This window comes from Eremococcus coleocola ACS-139-V-Col8 (assembly GCF_000183205.1).
Lineage (GTDB): Bacteria > Bacillota > Bacilli > Lactobacillales > Aerococcaceae > Eremococcus > Eremococcus coleocola.
The window spans coordinates 22,538-43,497 of sequence record NZ_AENN01000006.1; the positions used below are offsets into that span (position 1 = coordinate 22,538).

General features: G+C 34.1%; 26 protein-coding genes and 1 pseudogene. 9 read left to right on the forward strand and 18 right to left on the reverse strand.

What is annotated here, in order from left to right:
* Positions 1-80: 80 nt before the first annotated feature.
* From HMPREF9257_RS01640 to HMPREF9257_RS01690, 11 genes are all read right to left on the reverse strand, one after another.
* Positions 81-743, reverse strand: coding sequence for a fructose-6-phosphate aldolase (locus tag HMPREF9257_RS01640; protein WP_006417811.1), 663 nt, complete (start codon positions 741-743; stop codon positions 81-83).
* A gap of 114 nt (positions 744-857) precedes the next feature.
* Entirely contained in the window at positions 858-1,214 is a 357-nt protein-coding gene (locus HMPREF9257_RS01645) for a PTS glucitol/sorbitol transporter subunit IIA (protein ID WP_006417920.1), read from the reverse strand.
* Positions 1,215-1,236: 22 nt separating this feature from the next.
* Positions 1,237-2,235, reverse strand: a complete 999-nt coding sequence (gene srlE, locus HMPREF9257_RS01650) for a PTS glucitol/sorbitol transporter subunit IIB (protein ID WP_006417881.1) — start codon at positions 2,233-2,235, stop codon at positions 1,237-1,239.
* Between the two features lie 15 nt (positions 2,236-2,250).
* On the reverse strand, positions 2,251-2,799 hold the full coding sequence (srlA, locus tag HMPREF9257_RS01655; protein ID WP_006417725.1) for a PTS glucitol/sorbitol transporter subunit IIC: 549 nt from the start codon (positions 2,797-2,799) through the stop codon (positions 2,251-2,253).
* A gap of 1 nt (position 2,800) precedes the next feature.
* Positions 2,801-3,277 carry a transcriptional regulator GutM gene (locus tag HMPREF9257_RS01660; RefSeq protein WP_006417950.1) on the reverse strand — a complete coding sequence of 159 codons (477 nt, stop codon included), beginning with the start codon at positions 3,275-3,277 and terminating at the stop codon, positions 2,801-2,803.
* Positions 3,274-4,869: a BglG family transcription antiterminator gene (locus HMPREF9257_RS01665; protein ID WP_006417809.1), complete on the reverse strand. Its 1,596-nt coding sequence runs from the start codon at positions 4,867-4,869 to the stop codon at positions 3,274-3,276. The genes HMPREF9257_RS01660 and HMPREF9257_RS01665 overlap by 4 nt, the downstream gene beginning before the upstream one ends.
* Positions 4,870-4,872: 3 nt before the next feature.
* Positions 4,873-5,133 carry an HTH domain-containing protein gene (locus tag HMPREF9257_RS01670; RefSeq protein WP_040466630.1) on the reverse strand — a complete coding sequence of 87 codons (261 nt, stop codon included), beginning with the start codon at positions 5,131-5,133 and terminating at the stop codon, positions 4,873-4,875.
* 18 nt (positions 5,134-5,151) lie between these two features.
* Complete coding sequence (locus HMPREF9257_RS01675) at positions 5,152-5,952, reverse strand: SDR family oxidoreductase (protein ID WP_006417777.1); 801 nt, start codon at positions 5,950-5,952, stop codon at positions 5,152-5,154.
* A gap of 307 nt (positions 5,953-6,259) precedes the next feature.
* Complete coding sequence (locus tag HMPREF9257_RS01680; RefSeq protein WP_006417863.1) at positions 6,260-6,895, reverse strand: class II aldolase/adducin family protein; 636 nt, start codon at positions 6,893-6,895, stop codon at positions 6,260-6,262.
* Positions 6,874-7,821, reverse strand: coding sequence for a 1-phosphofructokinase family hexose kinase (locus HMPREF9257_RS01685; protein ID WP_006417729.1), 948 nt, complete (start codon positions 7,819-7,821; stop codon positions 6,874-6,876). Before HMPREF9257_RS01685 ends, HMPREF9257_RS01680 begins: the two co-directional genes overlap by 22 nt.
* A gap of 8 nt (positions 7,822-7,829) precedes the next feature.
* A complete protein-coding gene (locus HMPREF9257_RS01690; RefSeq protein ID WP_006417852.1) occupies positions 7,830-8,570 on the reverse strand; it encodes a DeoR/GlpR family DNA-binding transcription regulator in 741 nt (246 codons plus the stop codon).
* 129 nt (positions 8,571-8,699) lie between these two features.
* Here HMPREF9257_RS01690 and HMPREF9257_RS08685 point away from each other — a divergent pair, with 129 nt between their 5' ends.
* From HMPREF9257_RS08685 to HMPREF9257_RS09620, 3 genes and pseudogenes are all read left to right on the forward strand, one after another.
* Entirely contained in the window at positions 8,700-8,939 is a 240-nt protein-coding gene (locus HMPREF9257_RS08685) for an HAD family hydrolase (protein ID WP_006417728.1), read from the forward strand.
* A gap of 21 nt (positions 8,940-8,960) precedes the next feature.
* Positions 8,961-9,134 carry an HAD hydrolase-like protein gene (locus HMPREF9257_RS09615; protein WP_483459039.1) on the forward strand — a complete coding sequence of 58 codons (174 nt, stop codon included), beginning with the start codon at positions 8,961-8,963 and terminating at the stop codon, positions 9,132-9,134.
* A 29-nt stretch (positions 9,135-9,163) separates the two neighbouring features.
* A pseudogene (locus tag HMPREF9257_RS09620) lies at positions 9,164-9,352 on the forward strand (HAD family hydrolase); the annotation flags it as partial.
* Positions 9,353-9,399: 47 nt separating this feature from the next.
* Here the strand turns inward: HMPREF9257_RS09620 and HMPREF9257_RS01700 are convergent.
* Both HMPREF9257_RS01700 and HMPREF9257_RS01705 read right to left on the reverse strand, forming a co-directional pair.
* A complete protein-coding gene (locus HMPREF9257_RS01700) occupies positions 9,400-10,170 on the reverse strand; it encodes a DeoR/GlpR family DNA-binding transcription regulator (protein WP_006417812.1) in 771 nt (256 codons plus the stop codon).
* Between the two features lie 98 nt (positions 10,171-10,268).
* On the reverse strand, positions 10,269-11,198 hold the full coding sequence (locus HMPREF9257_RS01705; RefSeq protein ID WP_006417913.1) for a sugar-binding transcriptional regulator: 930 nt from the start codon (positions 11,196-11,198) through the stop codon (positions 10,269-10,271).
* Between the two features lie 127 nt (positions 11,199-11,325).
* Between HMPREF9257_RS01705 and HMPREF9257_RS01710 the strand changes: the two genes are divergently transcribed.
* The 3 genes from HMPREF9257_RS01710 (at position 11,326) to HMPREF9257_RS01720 (ending at position 13,490) form a co-directional block, all read left to right on the forward strand.
* Positions 11,326-12,219, forward strand: a complete 894-nt coding sequence (locus HMPREF9257_RS01710; RefSeq protein WP_006417844.1) for an aldo/keto reductase — start codon at positions 11,326-11,328, stop codon at positions 12,217-12,219.
* Positions 12,220-12,237: 18 nt separating this feature from the next.
* Positions 12,238-13,002 (forward strand): deoxyribose-phosphate aldolase, encoded by a 765-nt coding sequence (gene deoC / locus HMPREF9257_RS01715; protein ID WP_006417773.1) that lies wholly within the window; start codon positions 12,238-12,240, stop codon positions 13,000-13,002.
* Between the two features lie 74 nt (positions 13,003-13,076).
* The gene (locus HMPREF9257_RS01720) at positions 13,077-13,490 is read left to right on the forward strand and encodes a hypothetical protein (protein ID WP_006417756.1); all 414 of its coding nucleotides are present in this window, start codon (positions 13,077-13,079) and stop codon (positions 13,488-13,490) included.
* 60 nt (positions 13,491-13,550) lie between these two features.
* On the opposite strand, the gene HMPREF9257_RS01725 is transcribed toward HMPREF9257_RS01720, so the two are convergent.
* A complete protein-coding gene (locus tag HMPREF9257_RS01725) occupies positions 13,551-14,486 on the reverse strand; it encodes a sugar-binding transcriptional regulator (RefSeq protein ID WP_006417848.1) in 936 nt (311 codons plus the stop codon).
* 160 nt (positions 14,487-14,646) lie between these two features.
* Between HMPREF9257_RS01725 and HMPREF9257_RS01730 the strand changes: the two genes are divergently transcribed.
* From HMPREF9257_RS01730 to HMPREF9257_RS01740, 3 genes are read left to right on the forward strand one after another with little or no spacing between them, the layout of a single operon-like run.
* Positions 14,647-15,486 (forward strand): class II fructose-bisphosphate aldolase, encoded by an 840-nt coding sequence (locus tag HMPREF9257_RS01730; protein ID WP_006417730.1) that lies wholly within the window; start codon positions 14,647-14,649, stop codon positions 15,484-15,486.
* An 11-nt stretch (positions 15,487-15,497) separates the two neighbouring features.
* Positions 15,498-16,184 carry a triose-phosphate isomerase gene (locus HMPREF9257_RS01735; protein WP_006417720.1) on the forward strand — a complete coding sequence of 229 codons (687 nt, stop codon included), beginning with the start codon at positions 15,498-15,500 and terminating at the stop codon, positions 16,182-16,184.
* Between the two features lie 11 nt (positions 16,185-16,195).
* Positions 16,196-16,717, forward strand: coding sequence for a YjbQ family protein (locus HMPREF9257_RS01740; RefSeq protein ID WP_006417858.1), 522 nt, complete (start codon positions 16,196-16,198; stop codon positions 16,715-16,717).
* 90 nt (positions 16,718-16,807) lie between these two features.
* Here the strand turns inward: HMPREF9257_RS01740 and HMPREF9257_RS01745 are convergent, their stop codons facing one another.
* The 4 genes from HMPREF9257_RS01745 to HMPREF9257_RS01760 form a co-directional block, all read right to left on the reverse strand.
* Entirely contained in the window at positions 16,808-17,470 is a 663-nt protein-coding gene (locus tag HMPREF9257_RS01745; RefSeq protein WP_006417949.1) for a ribulose-phosphate 3-epimerase, read from the reverse strand.
* 89 nt (positions 17,471-17,559) lie between these two features.
* Positions 17,560-18,600 (reverse strand): zinc-binding dehydrogenase, encoded by a 1,041-nt coding sequence (locus HMPREF9257_RS01750; RefSeq protein ID WP_006417866.1) that lies wholly within the window; start codon positions 18,598-18,600, stop codon positions 17,560-17,562.
* Entirely contained in the window at positions 18,601-19,653 is a 1,053-nt protein-coding gene (locus tag HMPREF9257_RS01755) for a galactitol-1-phosphate 5-dehydrogenase (RefSeq protein ID WP_006417865.1), read from the reverse strand. It lies immediately after the preceding gene.
* Between the two features lie 26 nt (positions 19,654-19,679).
* Entirely contained in the window at positions 19,680-20,948 is a 1,269-nt protein-coding gene (locus HMPREF9257_RS01760; RefSeq protein WP_006417946.1) for a PTS galactitol transporter subunit IIC, read from the reverse strand.
* Positions 20,949-20,960 lie beyond the last annotated feature (12 nt).

The window sequence follows — 20,960 nt, forward strand, 5'->3', positions numbered from 1 at the left end:
AGATTGATTTTATCTCTTTTTCTAATTATATTTTATATATTGATACACAAAAATATTTTCTTACATAAATTTATTTACGCTTAAATCTGATCCTTAGCAAAATTCATTTGCCAATCAGCAGCAAAATCGTGAGTGGCTTTGGCGATATTGGCATTTGCTAAGAAACTATCAATCACATCCGTACCCACTGTAACATAATTAGCTCCAGCTTGACTAGCTTTTAAAACTTGGGATACATTTTTGAAAGAAGCTGCTAAAATTTCTGTATCAGAACCAAGGCAGTCTTGGGCAACTTGATATATTACTTCGTAGGGGTCAGTATTTAGATTTTCCATGCGATTTACATAGGGAGCCAAATAATCCGCACCGAGTTCTTTCGCGAGAATTGCTTGGATTGTAGAATAGATAGCGGTTGCCGTAATGTTAACCCCCTCTGCTTTTAAGGTTTTAATGGCAGCTAAGCCATCTTTTGAAACAGGAATTTTGATATAAACATCTTTATCAATTAAATTCAAAATTTTATGCGCATCGTCAAGCATACCTTGATAATCTTCCTGAATCACTTGGATATGCAGTGAACGCTCCTTGCCAATTAAAGAACGGATTTCTTTCATATGTTCTACGAAGTCAATCGATCCTTCCTTCTTCAGGATACTAGGGTTGGTCGTAACACCAGCCACTGGAAGATAGGTTAAATAGTCTTTAATTTTATCAATATTTGCGGTGTCGAGTACTAATTTCATAATTACCTCCATTTTATGCTTTTATTTAATCAATCTATTAATATTATATACAAAATTGCTCCCTAATAACATTTAAAATTGGTTTAAATCGTAATTAGGAAGCAATTCACTAAATTATTTAATACTTATTCGAGTTCCAACATTCATCTCAGGTAAAGTTTTTGCTTCTACATAGAGTGTTCCAGGCAGTTCTGCTTCGGTTGCCCCATTAAATTTTACACTGATATGACCAATATCATTCAAATTCTTTATAACTAAATTACCCACACTAGTGATTCTATAAGCTTGATTGTCGAAATATATGAATTGACCTTCTACAATGTCTCCATTAACTGGGTTGACATCAATTTGATAAGTGTATTCTTTTAAATCCTCAGGTGCACCTTGGCCAAATAGAATTAACATAGCTTCAGCCGCAAACATTTTTGCCTGGCTTCCTATTCCAACAATACTTGTCTCAAAAAGTTCCAAATTAAATCTCCTTATCTAATAATTAACTATATAAACCAAAGCTTGCTAACCATGCCACAATAACACGGGGCACTCCATTTAAGAAACGTGAATACAATACAGAAGGCACCCCAACTTCAACGGTTTCAGCTTTAGCTTCAGTCAATCCTAAGGCTACAGGAATAAAGTCACAACCGTTTTGGGTATTAATGGCAAATAAAGCAGGTAAAGCTAATTGAGGTGGAATATTCCCTTTTCCAATTTCTACCCCAATCAAGGTACCAATAATTTGGCTGATAACAGCCCCAGGGCCTAAGAAAGGAGAAAGAAATGGCAATGAACAAATAAACCCTATAATAATTAGGCCAAAAACATTTCCTGCGAGTGGTGTCATTAAATTAGCTATCCAAGTCCCAATTCCAGATCCTTGAATTAATCCAATTAATAAAGAAACAAAGGCCATAAAGGGAATTACGGTATGTAACATGGTTTGAACAGCATCCCTCGCTGCTTGGTTAAAGGTACCAACCACTTTACCAGCGCCCATCCCAATCTTAGCGATTAAACTAGAATCAGCTTTTTGTTCAGAGATTTTCTTTGATGTATCATAACTTGCTTGACTGTTTTCTGATACATTGACTGATTTAGTAGGAATGACGATATCACTTTTATCTGCCAACTCAATTTGGTTCATACCAACATTTGAAACATAAATATCCTCAGTGATATATTGGGCTAACGGGCCACTCTTACCAGTTGGAATAATATTTATGGTAGGAATACCTTTCTTAGGATAGATACCACACCGTAAAGTTCCTCCACAGTCAATAATTGCCAATGCAATCTCTTCATCAGGAATAGACGTTTTGAAGCCATTCACAGCTTCCATTCCAGTTAATTCTACAATTTTATCTACAATTTCTGGTTTTTCACCACCACCAGTAACATAAATAAATTTATGTTTTTCTTCAGTTGGTGTAATAATTAATGGTCCTCCAAAGCCACCATTTCCTTTATTTACTTTTATACTATTATATCCCATTATTATTCCTCCCCTCTAAATTTCCTCAATTGTTTTGCTTAATTCAATTCCTTGTTGTTTAGAAACAAATGCTGTCGTATAGTCAGTGACCCAACCTCCGACAAAGTTCATAACTAAACCAACTAACAAGTAGCGAATTGCTAATTCAGTTTGGTTTAAACCTAGCGTTGAGATTCCTTGTGCAATCCCAAGCCATACAAATAATTCACCTGGATTAATATGTGGGAAAAAACCATTAGATGTATGACAGAATTGCATTTGAGAAGCAATAAAACTTGGTTTATAGTATTCCGGCAAGAAACGGCCTAAAGTCATTGACATTGGATTACCTAACATAAATGCTGATACAAAAGGTAGAATCATGTAGCGAGTCACTGGATTCTTAGATGAAACCCGAGCTAAAGCAGTCACACGTTCTTGGCCCATCATAGCAATAATTGTATTCATCGCAATCATTAGCATCAATACTAGAGGAACAATTCCTGTCATCCAGCTAATAAATGTTTCTGCACCAGATTGGAATAAATTCATAAATCCTTCAGCTAACTTTACAACAAAATCCATATTAAACACTTCCTTTTAATTTATATTTTATTTGATTTTTTAACATAGATAGTGATTGGCTTATCGGCAGTGTTTCTTTGGGTTCTTCCTGATAGTTCCCCATCTCCACTCTCAAATAAACTTCACGGGCATCCTCCATAGCTATTTGAGTCAATTTATTTTCTTGTCTTACCAATGGATTATATTTATCAATATAATGTAGGTCTTGGCCAATATATTGTGGTAATTCTTTAAATTTTGCTAATACGGTTACTCCCTGCATCATACGTGCATCAACAATTTTCGCATTATCATCAACGGCAAACATAACCACTGTTCCTGATTGAATCTTACCAGAGCGACGCCCAATAGCCACCTTTCCTTTGCGGCGTAATTCTACAAATACGGTATTAAAATCCTTTATTTGCTTTAATCCCAAAAAAATTTGTAATAAGTAAGAAGAAACTGCTAGAGCACAAAATGTAACCATAAAACTCATATCTTTATCCTCCTCTCTATCAGATAGTGAAGGAAATCTTCTTTCCCCTTAAAGCTTTCAATCGACGTTTGAAAGTCTTGCTCATTCGCAAGTCTAAAAACAATATCATAAATATCAACTAAATCTTTTTCAGTTTTAGGATCTAGTTCTTGACCGATAACTAACATAAAAATACCTTTGACTTCGATCTCATTCACTAAGATAGGTTTAGAAAGTATTCCTAGCATCATTTGGATAGATTCAGTTCCTTTATTAATTCCATGGGGAAAAGCTAACCCATTTTGAAAAATTGTTGCATGTAGTCGTTCTTGATTCATGACTGTTTTCCTATAACTAGTATCCAAGGTAACACTTTCTTCAAACCTTTGAATCATCCACGATAAAGCTGCTTGATAACTATCAAGTGTATCTGGTAAAACTAACACATTATTTAATCTAGTCTCAAACAGTTGGATATTCGTAGTATAAATATTCTGCCATTCATTAATTAACCATTGATCACTATAAACAGTAGCAATATGTATCACGGGAATACTTTCGCGGACAGATTCTAAAGGAATTGTGGTAAAAATTGCTAAATAATCTCTATCATCCATCTGATGATAGGTCTGATTGGTAAATATATCGATTTGAATATTGCCAATAATTACTCGTTCAATCTGCTTACGAATTAACATAGCCGTGCCATAGCCTGTATTACTTACAATGGCAACTTTAGGTGGAGTATAATCTTTATGCCCTTTTAAGTTCATTTCAAAATATAAGCTTAAATAATCTACTTCCAAAGGACTAACGACTATCTTCAAACTATTACCAATTGACTTAACCGCAATTTGCGAAACGGCATAAGAAAACGGGTATTTTCTTTTTAATTCTCCAAAGAAAATCTGATTAGGTACCACTTTAAAAATAGTTCGATTAATTAAATAATGTAGATGTTGATTTACTTCCTTATAAAATATATCCTTATCAATATCAACCGCAAATGATGCATTAATTGAATCTATCATTTGATTAAATACATATTTTGTAATGTCGTCTGCTTGGTTTGACTTACTAGGTAACTCATTGATGGCCTGTAAATTTAAAGCAAAACTAACAAAATCTTTATCATATACACTTAAACTCAATTGATACCTAGTTTCAATGTGGTAAATAATCTCTTGAAAAAGATCAGAATCGGATACAGTATTAATATAATTAGGTATTGGCTTATCTAATACCTGATTACAACTAATCCGCCCAACAACTATATCTATACTTTTAATCAACCAACTGATGGTTTCATTAGTTAGATTAAATGTCTCTTTAATTTGAGTCATATAATCAATACTATTATGACTGATATAGTTAAGAGGAAAATAATCTTGAACTAAGTGCAAATAAATTAAACGTATACTGAATTCATCTGCAATGAGTCGGATTCCTTTATTAGTTACACTTTCAATTTCAGCATTATATTTCTTTAATTCTTTACGGATACTTTTCAAATCATTCGCCACAGTTCCACGACTCACACTTAAAGCATCTGCTAGGTCGTAGATAATGTGGTAATCAAACACTTCAATTAATTCCTTTAATATAAAAGCCATGCGCTAACTACTTGAATTGAAATCAGTTTGTTTCTTAAGAGAGCCCTGCATAATCTTATTAAAGCTATCAAAATCGACAATAGAGATTTGGTACTTGTCTTCTACTTCTTCAATAAGAGCGATACCTTGCAATTCTCTATTTAATTGGATAATAGTCTTTTGAATTGTTTGATTGGAAAGGGAAAGTTGTTTCTTGAACGTTTTAATTGAAACTTGATGATGTGACACTAATAATTTCAAAATGTCATACCATCGATTAATCATTCCCAAATAATTCACCTTCTATCCTCTAGTCTTGCCTCCTGCAATATTGATGGTTACCCCTGTAACATAACTAGACCGATCTGATAAAGCAAAGCATGCCGCATCCGCAACTTCACTCAATTTACCACTTCTACCTAAAGGAATTGTACTTGTATTATTATAGCCTGCTCTTAACTCTTCAACTGACTTATTACGCGTATAGGCAAGCGCTTCTTCATATGCCAAAGTTCGTAAACCAGTTTCTTCCATAATCCCTGGAGCTAAACCAACTACACGAACATTTGATTTTCCAAGTTCTTTGGCCCAAGAGCGTGTAAAACTATACACTGCTGCTTTCGTTGCAGCATAGCAACTTTGGCCTTCTGATCCTTCCAGGCCGGCTTCTGAAGCCATATTTACAATTACCCCTGCTTTTTTCTCAGTAAGAATTCGCCCTACTGCTTGAGCAACCAGAAATAAACCTTTTTGATTGATACTTACCATTTTATCAAAAATTTGATCATTTAATTCATACTTACTATGAGCTTGTTTAGTATCAACTAACAAAGCTGGTATATTAATGCCTGCATTATTAACTAATCCATCAATGGTTCCAAAATGTTCTACGACTTGAGCAACACCTATTTCAACATGTTCACGAGAAGATACATCTACTTGTACGAAGAAATAATTATCTGAAGCTTCATTGCCATCCTTAAGATCAAAGTTAGCTACCTTAGCCCCAACTTCTAATAAACCTTGAACAATACTTTGCCCAATCCCAGAAGAACCTCCTGTTACAATAAAGACTCTATCCTTTAATTCAATCCAATCTGACATTAATGATACACTCCTTTCTAAAAGCTTATCTTTAGTATAACGGTTACATAAAATGAATTAAGACATAGATTTTATTTTAACTTAAAATTTTATTGTATGAATTAGAAGACAAAAAATGGGACTGGGCAAAAAAAGCCCAGTCCCGCTCTTTTATATTGAATTTCATATGGTACAATGCAGTAGTTGACTGGACGGAAACCGCATCGCAAAGCGACTTGTTCCATCCTAGTCAACCTTGCGGGGGCGGGCAGACGAAGCGAAAATCATTGATTTTCTACTTCTTGCCCACTCCCATTTTTTTGAAATTTTACATTTCACTTTTCATTGGAATTCCAAGCTTTTGAAATACCATGTGTTTATATGCAATTTCAGCATTCCACTCAAGACGTTCCAACATATCAAAAGCCTTTTCTAAATTACTATTTGTAATTAATACTCCATGATGGCTAAGAAGGTAGGCTTTCGGAATAGACATGTCTTCTTTTATTTGTTTACGGACAGTTTCAGCAAGTTCTGGTGATGTTGAGGGGGCATAAGCTAATCTTATAATTCTACCAAGTTTTTGACTAGCCTCTGTAAGATTAGGCATTTCGTCTAAGTTCACCGCAAAAAACAATGATTTCGGAGCATGGGCATGTAATACGCATTTGATATCAGGATTTTCTTGATAACATGCCATATGCATATTAACTTCTCGTGTTACTTTTCCGTCCCCTTCTATTACATTTTCATTTTGATCCAAAAGGAGGATTTGATTCGGTTTGAGTTCACAATGGAACCGTTGTGACATTAAAGTAGGTGTCATAAGAAATTCATTTTCCCCTACTCTAATACTTATATTACCTCCTGCAGTATTGGTTAATTTACGGTCAAACATCAACTTAGCATAAGAAACTAATTGTTTTCTTTCTTTTTCATATTTCATAATTTCATTTCCTTCCATTCAATTTCCTCAAAATATTTATTAACTTGTTCTAAGTTAAATCCAGCACATTTATTTACTTGAGTCTTAGCGGCCCCTACCGCATTAGCAAATGCACAGGCTTTTTCAGCGGACATCCCTTCCTTTAACCCATAAATAAATCCAGAAACAAAGGCATCTCCCGCTCCAGTATCATTGACAATGTCCAATGAAAGAGGAGAAAAAACAAAACAGCAATTTTCTGACAATAAGATTGAACCATGAGAACCTAAAGTAATCACTGTATGCTTAATATGTTTAAATAGATTTAAATTATTAAAGTAAGCGTGAATACAATCTTTTATCGTTCGAACTTCTCGACCAACCATTTCTGAAAATTCAAACTGATTAGGCTTTATAAATTCGAGGTTTGTTCCTTCACTCATCAACAAGTACTTCGCAGATACATCTAAAAAGAGCTTAATCTCTCTTTTGGTTAATTCATCAAGTAAATATTTGAACACATTAGGCTTAGTTTTTTGGGACGGATCTCCAGAAATCACAAGCCAATCTCCCTTATTAATATCCGCTAACTTCTCTTGAATAAATAAATCAATTAACTCTTTAGTTAATTCGATTCCCATTTCAGATATTAAGTAATTTCCACTCTCTATTTCATCTTTAATGACTAAATTTGTCCTTAATTTTTCATTCTTTAACTTGATAAAATCCCCTGAAACAGAATAAGTGTCTAAGAGTTTCAAGAGTTGTTCAGACCCTCTCTCACCGACAATACCAGTACAATGATTTTGAACACCTAATGTCTTTAGGCCAATCGATACATGGGTCCCCTTCCCCCCAACATCAAAACTTTCATCTAGAATTCTATTATTATTGCCAGGTAATATTTCTCCAGAAACCCTAAGTAATCGATCAATAGCTGGATTTAATGTTATTGTATAAATCATTTTCTCACCTACACTTGTACTAATTTTATTTTATTTGCTAAAGCCTGATTAATCGTTTCGTTATCAAAGCTTTCAGTAATGAGTAAATCAAGCTCAGAGTAATCAAACAGTTTACTCATAGCATTTGAACCGAATTTATTTTTAGTTGTCACTACTGCGGCAAATTCAGCTCTTTCTCTCACTACTTGTTTTAACTTTAAATTAGTTAAATTTTGCTCAGTAAATCCATATTCCAAAGAAAAATTGGAGGTTCCAAAAAAAGCTAAATTAAAATGCATTTGTCTAATCATTTCTAAAGCCTCATATGAAAAAGTTTCTAAGGTGTTAGGATTAATCAAACCACCTAGTAAATAAACATTTTTGTGTTTTGCTTCAATTAATTTTTGAGCAAGCAAGGTTGAAAAAGTAATAAATTTACAATTTAAATCGGTATCTACAAAATCAGGAAGATAGTAATAGGTAGTTCCTCCATCTAAGAAGACTACATCTTCTCTAGATAGCAGTTTTGCTACTTCTTGGCATAATTTTTTCTTTGACGCTTTATTAATTTCAAGCCGGTCTTTAAAGCCACTTTTCTTTTTTGCTCCGCCATGAATTCGTGTAATTAAATCTTCTTTTTCTAATTCACTTAAATTCTTTCGAATTGTTTGCTCAGACACCTTAAATTTTTTTGAAAGATCAACTGTGGATACCCGACCCATCTTATTAATATAATTTTCAATTTGATCAAGTCTTGTAAAATAGTCCATCAATGCCCTCCAGCGATTTAGTTTTAGTTTCATTTTCGTTTCGTTTTAGTTTCATTTAAATTATATATATTTACTTATAACATGTCAACTGCTAAAAATAATCTAGTATTAAGATATTGGAGGCTAGTTATGCAATTAAAAGGTATATTTTCTAATATCGAAGGTGTCATTTTTAATATGGATGGTGTCTTAGCAGATAGTGAACCGATATTTATTAAAGCTAAAAACATGATACTAAGGGATGAAAATGAAAGTTGTGACCTAGACTATCATATTAATATTATGGGAACGACCTATTATTATACGTGTTCTAAAATGAAAGACGATTTTAATTTAAAGTACGATGTCAATTACTATATGGATAAATAATATAAAACCCTACATGAAATAATCGATAAAGATGGCCTCCAAGAAATTGATGGTACTGGAGACCTATTAACCTACCTTCATGATAAGCGGATTCCCCTAGTTATTGCATCTTCAAATAACCTGGATGATATAAAATCTTCAATGTCATCACTAAATTTTCTTCACTATTTTTCTGCACTTGCTAGTGGACAATAAGTAAAGCATTCTAAACAGAACCTGATGTCTTTTTGCTGGCTGCCAAAAGACTTAATCTTAACCCAAGCAAATGTTTAGTGATTGAAAACTCTATCAATGGTGTTCTAGCAGCAAAAAAAGCTGATATGACTGTCATTAAATTTAATAATCCTAAGTTTAAAGTAAAACCTTTCGCTGCAAGTGATTTTAATATCAGCTCTTTAAATGAATTGATCTAAAAAAAGAACGACAAAATATTTTGTCGTTCTTTTTTATTTAGTCCAAATTAAACCATGATTAAATTACAAACTTTTTGATACTTTTTAGCAGCTGCTTGTGGTAAGGCTTTATTTGTAATAATTAAATCCACATCTTCTAAATTAACTAAACGAATATTGGAAGAGGTATCAAATTTGGTATAGTCCATTAATGCGATTACTTTATCTGTCATTTCAATGACTCTTTGTTTAAGTTCCATTTCATAAATATTAAAATCAGTAATCCCATTAATCAATGAAATGCCAGACGAGCCAAGGAAAAAAATGTCTATATTAAAATTCTTTAGCATATCTATTCCCATTAACCCTTCAACAGCATTTGAGGAACCTCGAACCATTCCCCCAACAATCAATACCGTTATTCTTGGGTTCTCTTTTAATAAAATAGCTGCCTCTAACCCATTAGTTATACAAGTAATTCGCAATGATGATTCAAATAACACCTTTGCTAATTCATAACAGGTTGAACTCGCATCAAAAAATATACATTGACCATCTTTTAGATATTTTATTGCGTTTTCTGCAATTTGATGTTTTTCTTCTATATTCAAAGTGGCTCTGATTTGATAACTATGATCAACATTTCTTGAGACTTTTTCTTGCTTTAAAACAGCTCCTCCATGTGTTCTAGTGATTTTACCCTCTTGATCTAAGCGGTTCAAGTCAGTTCTGATTGTAGCTAGTGATACACCAAACTTATCTGCTAATTCTGCCACAGTCACTATATAATTTTCGGATAGAAGATTTAAAATTTTTTCCCTTCGTTGTTCTACAAACATAATTTTCACCCTTAATAATATGTACATTACAATTTTCTCTAAACATAATATTATCACTATTACTGATAAATGTACATATTTACTTTCATTTGTTTTCGTTAGTTTTCGTTATTATGGGTGGATTTGACTAGTGCTGAAGCTAATTCACTTGAAATAATAAGCGTATTAATAATCTTTGCATTTAAAGCAGCTACTAGTGCATCTATTTTTTCTATTTCTTTTACAACACATAATTTATTTGGAATGTCCTCTAATTGTTGTCTTGTTAAGCCTACACTACGATTACTTATTTTAATTCCTTTTTCACTACCTTTTTTATCAAAAAATACTAAACTTGCTATATCGCAAACTACATGTTCATCTTCAAGTAAAGTAATATCATTTTCAGGGAAATAATTCATGCGATGGATAGAACTTTCTTTCAGCATAGGATTACCTAAACTAAATATTGCCATTTCTGATGTTTCTGAAGCCTGAATTACCCGTCTAACCATACTATTATTTTTATATATATTTGCTTCTTCTAATGTGTCTGCTATAGCAGGAGCATTCAATGATAAAGACCTTGCCTTAAGCTTTCTCGCTAAATCATTTGCAATATTTGAAGCGTGGAGGTCTGCTTGATCATAGGATTGCCCACCTATCATAGGAGTAATGAGTAAATCACTTAATTGGTGTGTATCAATCTGGTTAATAATATTTCGAAGTGTTTTCCCCCATCCAATTGTGATGTTTTGTTCTATATTCTCTAATATAAATTTACTGGTTGCTTTATAAAAAATATTATCAGATCTCCCTCCAATGATTTTCACAGATTTTAATCCATAGATATTTTTTAGTGATTGTTCTAAATCATTATAAAGATAGCTACGATCAATACTAATTTTCACAATATTCTCTTCTCTCGCCTCTTTAAGTAGTCTAGATACCTTAACTCTGGATAACTTTAATTGCTTAGCAATTTCAGCTTGAGATAAATTTTCCTCATAATATAGACTTGATACTTCAATTAATAATTTATAATCCATTATTTTCGCATCCTTAAATAATATTTGTTCTTGAAATGTAAATTTATTACGAGTATTATAATAGCATAAAGTGAACAAATGTAAAACATTTTTGAACATTTGTTCAAAAATAGTGGGAGGCTTATAAATGAAAAGAATTCAAATGGCTCAAAATTTGGAATTTTCAAGAGTAGCGCTTGGTTTTTGGCGATTGCTCGATTGGAAATTAGAAAAAAAAGACCTATTGTATTTTATTGAATCCTGCATGGACTTAGGTATTTCAACTATGGATCACGCTGATTCATATGGACAATATACTGAGGAACAAATTTTTGGTGATGCCTTAAAATTAAACCCGAGTCTAAGAAACAAGATGGAAATTGTAACAAAATGTGGACTTGTTTATCCTTCGGACAAAGCTCGCGTAAAATACTATAATTACTCTAAAGACTATATAATTCAAGAAGCTGAACTGTCTCTTAAAAAGATGGGAATAGATACAATTGACTTATTACTCCTACATCGTCCCAGTTCCCTAGTTCATCCGGAAGAAGTAGCAGAAGCATTTGAAACACTCTATAAGAGTGGTAAAGTAAAAAATTTCGGTGTATCTAATCACTTACCCGAACAATATCGAACCCTTAAATCATACCTTTCTGTTCCTCTAATTACTAATCAAGTTGAATTATCTCCATTGAATATGGAAAATATCGAAAATGGAGTAATTGATTTAGCCTGGCAGGAAAAAATTCACCCTATGATTTGGTCGCCGCTTGCAGGAGGACGCATCTTTACAAGTGATGAACCTCAAGCGGTACGTCTAAGAGAAACCATGGAAGAAATTCGTGAAGAAATTGGCGCAATCGATATTGGAGAAGTTGCTTTTGCTTGGCTCTTAAGCCATCCAGCCGGCCTAGTTCCAATTACCGGTTCAGGAATCTTAGACTTTGTCAAAACTCCCGTTAACGCAGTAAACTATAAATTAACTTTAGAACAATGGTTTATGATTTGGACCGCTGTTAAAGGACACAAAGTACCATAAAAAGAGAGGAAAATTTAAATGTCTAAAACTATTAAACGTTATTCCAATGGAGATAAAATAACCGTAGAAGAAATTGCTAACACAATTGATCATTCACTTTTAAGACCAGATATTACTGTTAAAGAATTAATTGAAGGATGTAAAATTGCTCGTGAAAATGGCTGCATTTCTGTCTGTGTAAGACCTTCAGACTTGCCCATTGTGGTAAAAGAACTTAAAGATTCAGACGTACTTGTCACAACCGTTGCCGCTTTCCCACATGGTGTAGCCACAACTGAAAGTAAACTCTTTGAAACTAAAGATGCCATTGAAAAAGGGGCAGTCGAAGTTGATGTGGTCATGAATTACGGCCGCTTCCTTTCCGAAGACTATGATTATGTTGAAGATGAATTAAAACAATTAGCCGAACTTGCTCATAGTAAGAATGCGAAACTTAAAGTAATTTTTGAAAATCATTATTTAACGCCAGAACAAATAAAAAAAGCTTGTCAAATTGCTGTTTCTGCAAATGTAGACTTCGTTAAAACTTCAACAGGGTATGCTCCGAGCGGTTCAAAAGTAGAAGATTTGAAAATTATGCGCAAAAATATTACGGATACCATGGAAGTAAAATCTGCCGGTGGTATAAGGAATCTTGAACAAACTCTTGCTGTCCTTTCTACAGGCGCTGTAAGAATCGGAACCCGCGGAACAGAAGCTATATTAAATGAAGCAAAGGAAAACGCAGTAGACGGCTATTTAATTGTTAGTGATCATCCAGTTGAATTAAGTAAAGAATATTAATTTTGAGGATTAACTTGTTCCTTAATAACTAATCTGTTAAAGTATAGCTATTCTAAAAGGAACAGGTGTAGCTCATGCTTGAAAAATTAGTTAACTCTCTTCTGGGTAAACCAGGTAGAGCCCTATTTAATTTCATTCAAAATCATTATGAAATATTTTTACTAATTATGATGGTATATGGTTTGTTAATTTTATATGCAAAGAGAAATTATATAACTTATATTCCAAACCAAATTAGAAAAATAATCGCTGAAAATCCAAATGCTTCTTCAGAAGAAGTGTATAAAATTTGGCAGCAACACAAAAAACAAATACCAAATTACATTTTGATTCCTACAAAAAATGATTTATGGGTGACTCCTTTAAATAAAGCTGACGACAATTATGATTTGCTTGAATATTTTAAAGGAGCTAATTACAAGAATGATACTGAATTAATTAACCGTATTAAAAAACAAAACTCGCAGAAAAAAACCATAAGGGTCTAAAGTAAACTATTAGACTATTCTTAATGAATAGTCGTTACTCAAGACCTTTATGGTCTTTTTTTAATCTTTAGATAAGGCATCAGCAATCTCCTTGTCGATCGCAATATAATCAACAAATCCTTTGTTCAATAGTGCTTTAAAACTAGGAATTTTCTCTTTTCCCACACCAAAAAGAAAAGTCCGATTCATCAACTCTAAATCATTTAAACTAACCCCAATCATCCGATCTGAAACCGAGGTATTCACCTTGTTTCCATACTGATCAAAGAAATTTCCAAGTATGTCCCCTACTGCTCCATGATTTGAAATTTCTTCTCTTTCAGCTTCACTAATATAACCGAGACGACGATAGGTGGAAGATTCAATCGGATTTCCAATCCCAATTAATGCAAGATCCACATTCTTGGCCTTTTCAATGATTAATTTGACAAACTCGGTTTCACTAAAAGATTCATAAACTCTTTGATTTTCAGCAATAGCAGGCGCATAAAAATAATTAACCTTACATTGATATTTTTCAGCTAACTGAAATGCTAAATGATTAGAATGATACTTTATATCTTGAATTCCTATCCCACCAATCAGAGGCACAATATCAAGATTTGGAATATTCAGAAATGAAGCTGCTTGAACAAACTCATACATAGTTGTCCCCCAACCTAAGCCTAAGCTGTTAATTGAACCAAGCTTCTCTTCAATAAACTCAGCAGCTAAACGTCCAACCTCTCTTTTTCTTTCAGCTATAGACCCATTTGCTTCAGTAATTAAAACGGTCTGGATATTATATTTATTCTCAATAAACTTTGCCTGTTCAACTGTAGACATTGTCGATTGCCTAATCGTAATGGAAACAATTCCTCTCTCTCTTGCTTCTTTTAAGAGAGAATTTACGGTGGCCCGTGACATATTAAGTTCTTCCGCTATCTGTTTCTGGGTCATTTCCGCATCATAATATAATATAGCAATTTTCACTAATAAATCATCCCGGTTATACATACTTTCTCCTTTACTTTTGTTCAAAAATTTTAACGATTAATTTATATAATACATATTTTTTTGACAAATGTCTAAAACAAAAAATAAATGGAGAAGATATCTTGAAAACATGGTAGTGAATACTTACACTAAGAATGTACCTAAAAAAGGAGGTCATATAATGTTAATTAATTCCAAAGAATTATTGCTCTACGCTAAAGAAAACCATTTTGCAGTCCCGGCTACTAATTTTATTGATTTAGATTCCGCTAGAGTCTTTGTGACCACAGCAGAAGAAAGAGGCTTACCTTTAATTTTACCATTCGCTCAATCCCATAAAGATATTCTATCTTTAGAAGAAGCTGCTGTTATCGGTAAATTACTAGGTGAACAAGTTTCAGTTCCAATTGTCTTACACTTAGATCATGGCGCTGATAAAGATTATATTTTCAAAGCCATTGACCTTGGCTTCACCTCTGTCATGATTGACGCCTCTCAAAAACCATTTGAAGAAAATATCAAGGTGACCAAAGAAGTAGTGGATTACGCTCACACCAAAGATGTAACAGTTGAAGCAGAATTAGGTCATGTTGGGGCTAATGACTACTCTGAGTCTTCATATATTACTGATTCTATTTATACAGAAGTTGATGATGTCATTGAATTCGTTGACGCAACTGGAGTAGATTCTCTAGCGATTTCAATAGGTACTGCTCATGGTAACTATAAAGGAGAACCAAAGATTAATTTTGAACGGCTTGCAGAAGTGGATAAACTTACTTCGATACCCCTTGTTTTACATGGCGGTTCTTCTTCAGGTGATGCTAACCTAGAAAGATGTGCCCTAAATGGCATCGCTAAAATTAATATTTATACTGATTTCTTGAATGGTGCCCTCAAAGAAATTAACCAAGGTAGCTATGAAAACTATATCGATGTTAAGAACTTAGCTAATGCAGGAATGAAGAAGGTATTAAATCATTATTACGATGTTTTCCACACTCAAGCATTTAAATCCTAGGAGGTTTTGTTATGTTGAACGTTAATACGCCATTTTTTATTTTTAATCCAAAGTCTTATCTTTATGGAAAAGAATTACTCGAATTAGCTAAAGTTGCAGACAAGGCGGCAGAGCAACATCCTGAAATCACTGTTTTTGTAACAGCTCCATTTGCAGATATCTCTGCAATCAAGCAAGCGACCAACCATATTATTGTATCAGCTCAACATTTGGATGGAATTGAACCAGGACGAGGCATGGGACATGTCCTCCCTGAATCGCTTTATGAAGCAGGTGCCCGAGCATCATTTATCAATCATGCCGAACGTCCCCTTTCATTCTCAGAATTAACAAAAGCTGTCCACCGTGCCAAAGACTTAGGCATCATTTCAATTGTTTGCGCTGATTCTCTAGAGGAAGCAAAAGCAATTGCGACCCTTCATCCGGAAATTATTCTTTGTGAGCCAACTGAATTGATTGGTACTGGCCAAACTAGCGATGATTCCTATATTACTTCAACTAACCAAGCAATTAAAGAAATAGATGAAAATATTCTAGTTATGCAAGCCGCTGGCATTTCCACGGCAGACGATGTCTATCGTACAATTTCCCTGGGTGCAGATGGTACTGGTTGCACGAGTGGAATTGTCAAAGCTGATGATCCTAAACAAATGATTGTTGATATGATTGAAGCGGCCATTAAGGCATACAAAAAATAGGAGGAAAAACTATGACTGTTTATAAGAAACAATTAGAATTACAATCAAAAGGAAAAATCCCAAGTTATATTGATATTACTGAACAAGTCAAAGAAGCTGTGGCCGAAAGCAACATCAAAAATGGAATTATTTCCGTGGTTAGTCCACATACAACCTGTGCAGTGTTTTATGAAGAATATTCCCATGACCGCGATGAAAATGGAGACGATACCCTACAACAAGAACTAAATCGCGCCCTCACTAAAATTATTCCTTATCATGATTCTAAAGATACCTACATTTATCCAGGAGAGGAACATTACCAAGTTGTTGAATCATGGCCAAATGCTGATGATTATTTACCAGGTGGCGATCGTTCCGCTTTATGGAATGGTGATGCCCATTTAAAAGCAACTGTGATCGGATCTAGTGAAGTCTTCGACTTAAGCAACGGTAAATTAACGGTTGGTAGCACAGGATATATTTACTTTGTTGACTTTGATAGAACGCGGTCTAGAAAACGTAAATGTTTAATTACAATCATAGGTGAATAGTTACTTAGCAAAAAAGTAAAGAAAATCCCGGCAACTATTGGAAAATATTCCAAAGTTGGTCGGGATTTTTAATAACATAATATTCATAAGTTAAAACAATTCTCGTAGAGTATCTGCCTTTTCAAGATATGATTTTCCATCATCCTTAAATAGAGCAGACGTGCCTAAGACATATAAATCTACTTTAAAATCCTTCATTAACTCTATTGTTTTTTCATAAATATTGCCATCTACTTCAATTAAGATATGTTTAAGTTCATGCGTATCAATATATTCAGTAATAAGCTTCAACTTATCTAATACATCCATATTAAATTGTTGACCAGCAAAACCAGGATTAACTGTCATGACCAATAATAAATCGATTTGGTCCATATAAGGGATTACAGCTTTAAATGAGGTCTGAGGACTTATGGCTAATCCAACTTTACAACCATATGATCTAATTAAATCGATGCATGCCTGAGGATTGGCTACGGTTTCTATATGGAAGGTAATATAATGAGGTTTTAACGGCCCAAAAAGCTTAATATAACGCTCTGGTGTCACGGTTGCTAGATGAATATCCAAAGTAAGTTCTTCAACTTTTAATAGGCTCTCAATTTGATATGGGCCCATAGCCAAATTATCCACAAAAACTCCATCCATTACATCACAATGGAGCCAGTCGATTCCAGCTTCTAGGCAATCTTGAACTTCTTTCCCAATATTCATCTGATCAGCTGTCATAATAGATGCTACTAATTTCTTCATAGAAAATCCCCTTTTCTTTCTATTTACTATCTTAAAAAATAGGACAGACACAATATGTCTGTCCTTTTTTAAAAAATTAAACCTCTAAATTATTTAGATGATTTAATCATAACTTTAATTTCATTACCAGCCATAACAGCTTCAAATGCTTCACGAGCTTGTTCTAATGGGAATACTTTTGTAACCATTGCTTCTAGGTTAACTTTTTCTTCTTCCATTAATTTAAGTGATTTAATCCATGCAGATGGTTTTTGAGAACGTGAACCAATATAATTAATTTCACGTTGAATAATAGAATTCGTATCAATTTCTACATTGTCTTTAGCAAAAAGACCTAGTTGAACAAATGTACCTTTTTTAGCGGTTAATTTTAATGCTTGGTTTACAGCAGGTACTGCACCAGAGGCATCAATCACTTTATCAGCACCATAGCCATCTGTTAAATCTAAAACTAATTTATTCAAATCTTCAGTTTGAGAGTCACAGATATAATCAATTCCTAAAGTATCTTTAGCAAATTGAAGACGAGGCATATCACGAGTAATACCTGAAAGGATTACCTTTCCGCCATTTGCTTTGGCTACTTGCGCTGCTAAGAGTCCAATTGGACCAGGTCCGATGATTAAGACTACTTCACCTTCATTAATTTCAGTTTTTTCCATGACAGCATGTGTACAACATGATAATGGTTCAGCAAAGGCTGCAGACATAAAACTTACATTGTCTGGAATTAAGTGTAAACTTTCTTGACGAGCCAAGACATAATCAGTCATTGAACCATTTACTTGCGTACCAATCCCTTTACGATGAGCACATAAGTTATAATCTTTTGATTTACAGAAACGACATTCATTACATACTTCAAAAGTAGTTTCACTGACAACACGATCACCGACTTTATAATCAGTTACATCAGGGCCTACTTCAACAATCGTACCAGAAAATTCATGACCAAGAACGACTGGAGTTTTTGGATTTTTATATTCACCTTTAAAGGTATGGATATCAGACCCACAAATACCAGTATATTCAACCTTGATAACTACTTTGTCATCATAAGCGGTTGGTTTTTCAATTTCTTGCATCTCCATCATATCGTAACCTGGAGCAGTTTTTACAAATGCTTTCATTTATTTAACACCTTCCTGTGGAAAAATCATAACTTTATTGTAGCTTTCTTTTCTTGATAAAATCATATCAAACGCATCAGCAACACCACTTAGAGGGTAACGGTGAGTTACCATACCATCTAACTTAATTCTGCCTTGGTTTATGAAATCAATAAGATTGGTCCACTCTTTCCCTGGGAAGGGCGCTGAATAAGAATTCCAAAAACCTTTAACTGTCAATTCTCTACGGAATATATTTTCAAACGGTTTTTCATGCATTAAAACATCTGAATAGGCAATCCCAGTATAACCTACTTTGCCACGTTTCTTAGCGAGAAGAAGGGCTTGTTCTTGAGTAATTTTTGAACCAGCACATTCCATTACAATGTCCGCTCCTAAGCCATTAGTTATCTCCATAACTCTGGCCTGCAAATCTTCCTCAAGTGAATTAATACCGTACATAGCGCCATTATCTTTTGCTGCTTCAATCTTATCATTATTAATATCCACAGCAATGACATATTTGGCTCCAGCTAGTAAAAGTGTCTTAATGGTAAAGAGACCAATGGTTCCGGTTCCCAGAACAACAGCGGTATCACCAATTTCCACGCCAACATTCATTACACTGTGCATTGCAACAGCAAGTGGTTCAATCATAGCTGCATCTTCATAAGACATATCACCAATTGGAAGGACATTGCGTTCAGGAATCACTAGATTCTCAGCAAATGCACCGCCAAAATGTGTCCCAATCATTTTATAATTTTCACACATTCCGTATAAACCACGTTCACAATATTCACATTCATGACATGGCAAAAGTGGCATACCTACGACTCTATCTCCAATAGAATACTTCGTCACCTCGGATCCCACTTCAATGATTTCTCCCGAAAATTCATGACCCATGATTGCAGGTAAATCATACTTCCAACCAGTTGCAATTTTATGTGTATCAGAGCCGCAAATACCAGCAGCAAAAACTTTTATTCTAACATCTTTACTGCCAACTTTAGCTTCTTCTACATCTGTGTAAACAAACTTTTGATTTTTATCTAGCTGTACAGCTTTCATATGAAATCCCTTCTATCCATCAACGATTAAAATAAGTTATTTAAGAATTCTGCTAAGTAGTAAGCTAACCATTTAAGGATATTACCACCAGTATCAAATGAAGACATTTGAGAGCCTAGACCTTTAACTGAGTCTAATCCTGCTAATAGTTCTGTATGGGCAGGGGCAAAGTTAGTAGCAATATAAAGACCAATTGCCATCATTAAAGTACCAGCTAATACGGTATGTAAGATATTACCTTTACGAGAGGCAGATACATAAGCCACATAGAATGGAATTGTTGCCAAGTCACCAAATGGTAACATTTTGTTACCTGGTAAGATTACAGCAATAAATAAAGTAATAGGAACTAAAATTAAACCGGCAGAGATGTTAGCTGGGTGACCAATTGCCAAAGCAGCATCCAAACCAATAAAGATTTCGCGGTCGCCCCATTTTCTTTGAGCAAACTCTTGAGCTGCTTCAGAAATTGGAATTAAACCTTCCATTAAGATTTTTACCATCCGAGGCATTAATAATAAGACTGCGGCTAATGAGACACCTAATTTAAAGGCCATACCTGGATCATAACCAGCTAATAAACCTAAAACAATACCAATAATAAGACCCATAATCATTGGTTCACCAAAGATACCAAATTTTTCTTGAATAGTATCAGGAGAAATTTCTACCTTATTCAAACCAGGAATCTTAGAAATCAACCAAGCAATTGGCATACCAATGGTTGCATAAGCAACTGAAGAACCTGTTGTAAGGGCAACCCCTTCCAAACCATAGAATTCTTGAATCAATGGGGCAAATTTATCAGAGAACCATAAAACATAAACTTCCATTACTAAACCTACAAAACATGAAACCCAAAGGTTACCAGTTCCAATATAAGCTAAGGCTGCAGCAGCAATAAAGTGGTGGAAGTTCCAAATATCAATATTTAAGATACGTGTCCAGTTAAATACTAACATTATTAAGTTTACTGCCAAAATTAAAACAATCATAAGAGGGGCAACTGGTGAAGCGAACGCAGCAGATGCTGCAGCTGGCCAGCCCACATCAATAACAGTTAATTGGAAACCAAAACGATCAACCATTTGTTGAGCCGCAGTTCCTAATTCACTTGATAATAATCCAACAACTAAGTTAACCCCTACGAAACCAATCCCGATAGTAATCGCAGATTTAAATGCTTTGGCAGGTTTCACCCCAAAAATCATAGCAATTAGGAAGATTGCAATTGGAATAATTACAGTTGGTCCTAAGCCTAGGACATAGTTAAAGCCATTTAATAATCCGTCCATAACATTGACTCC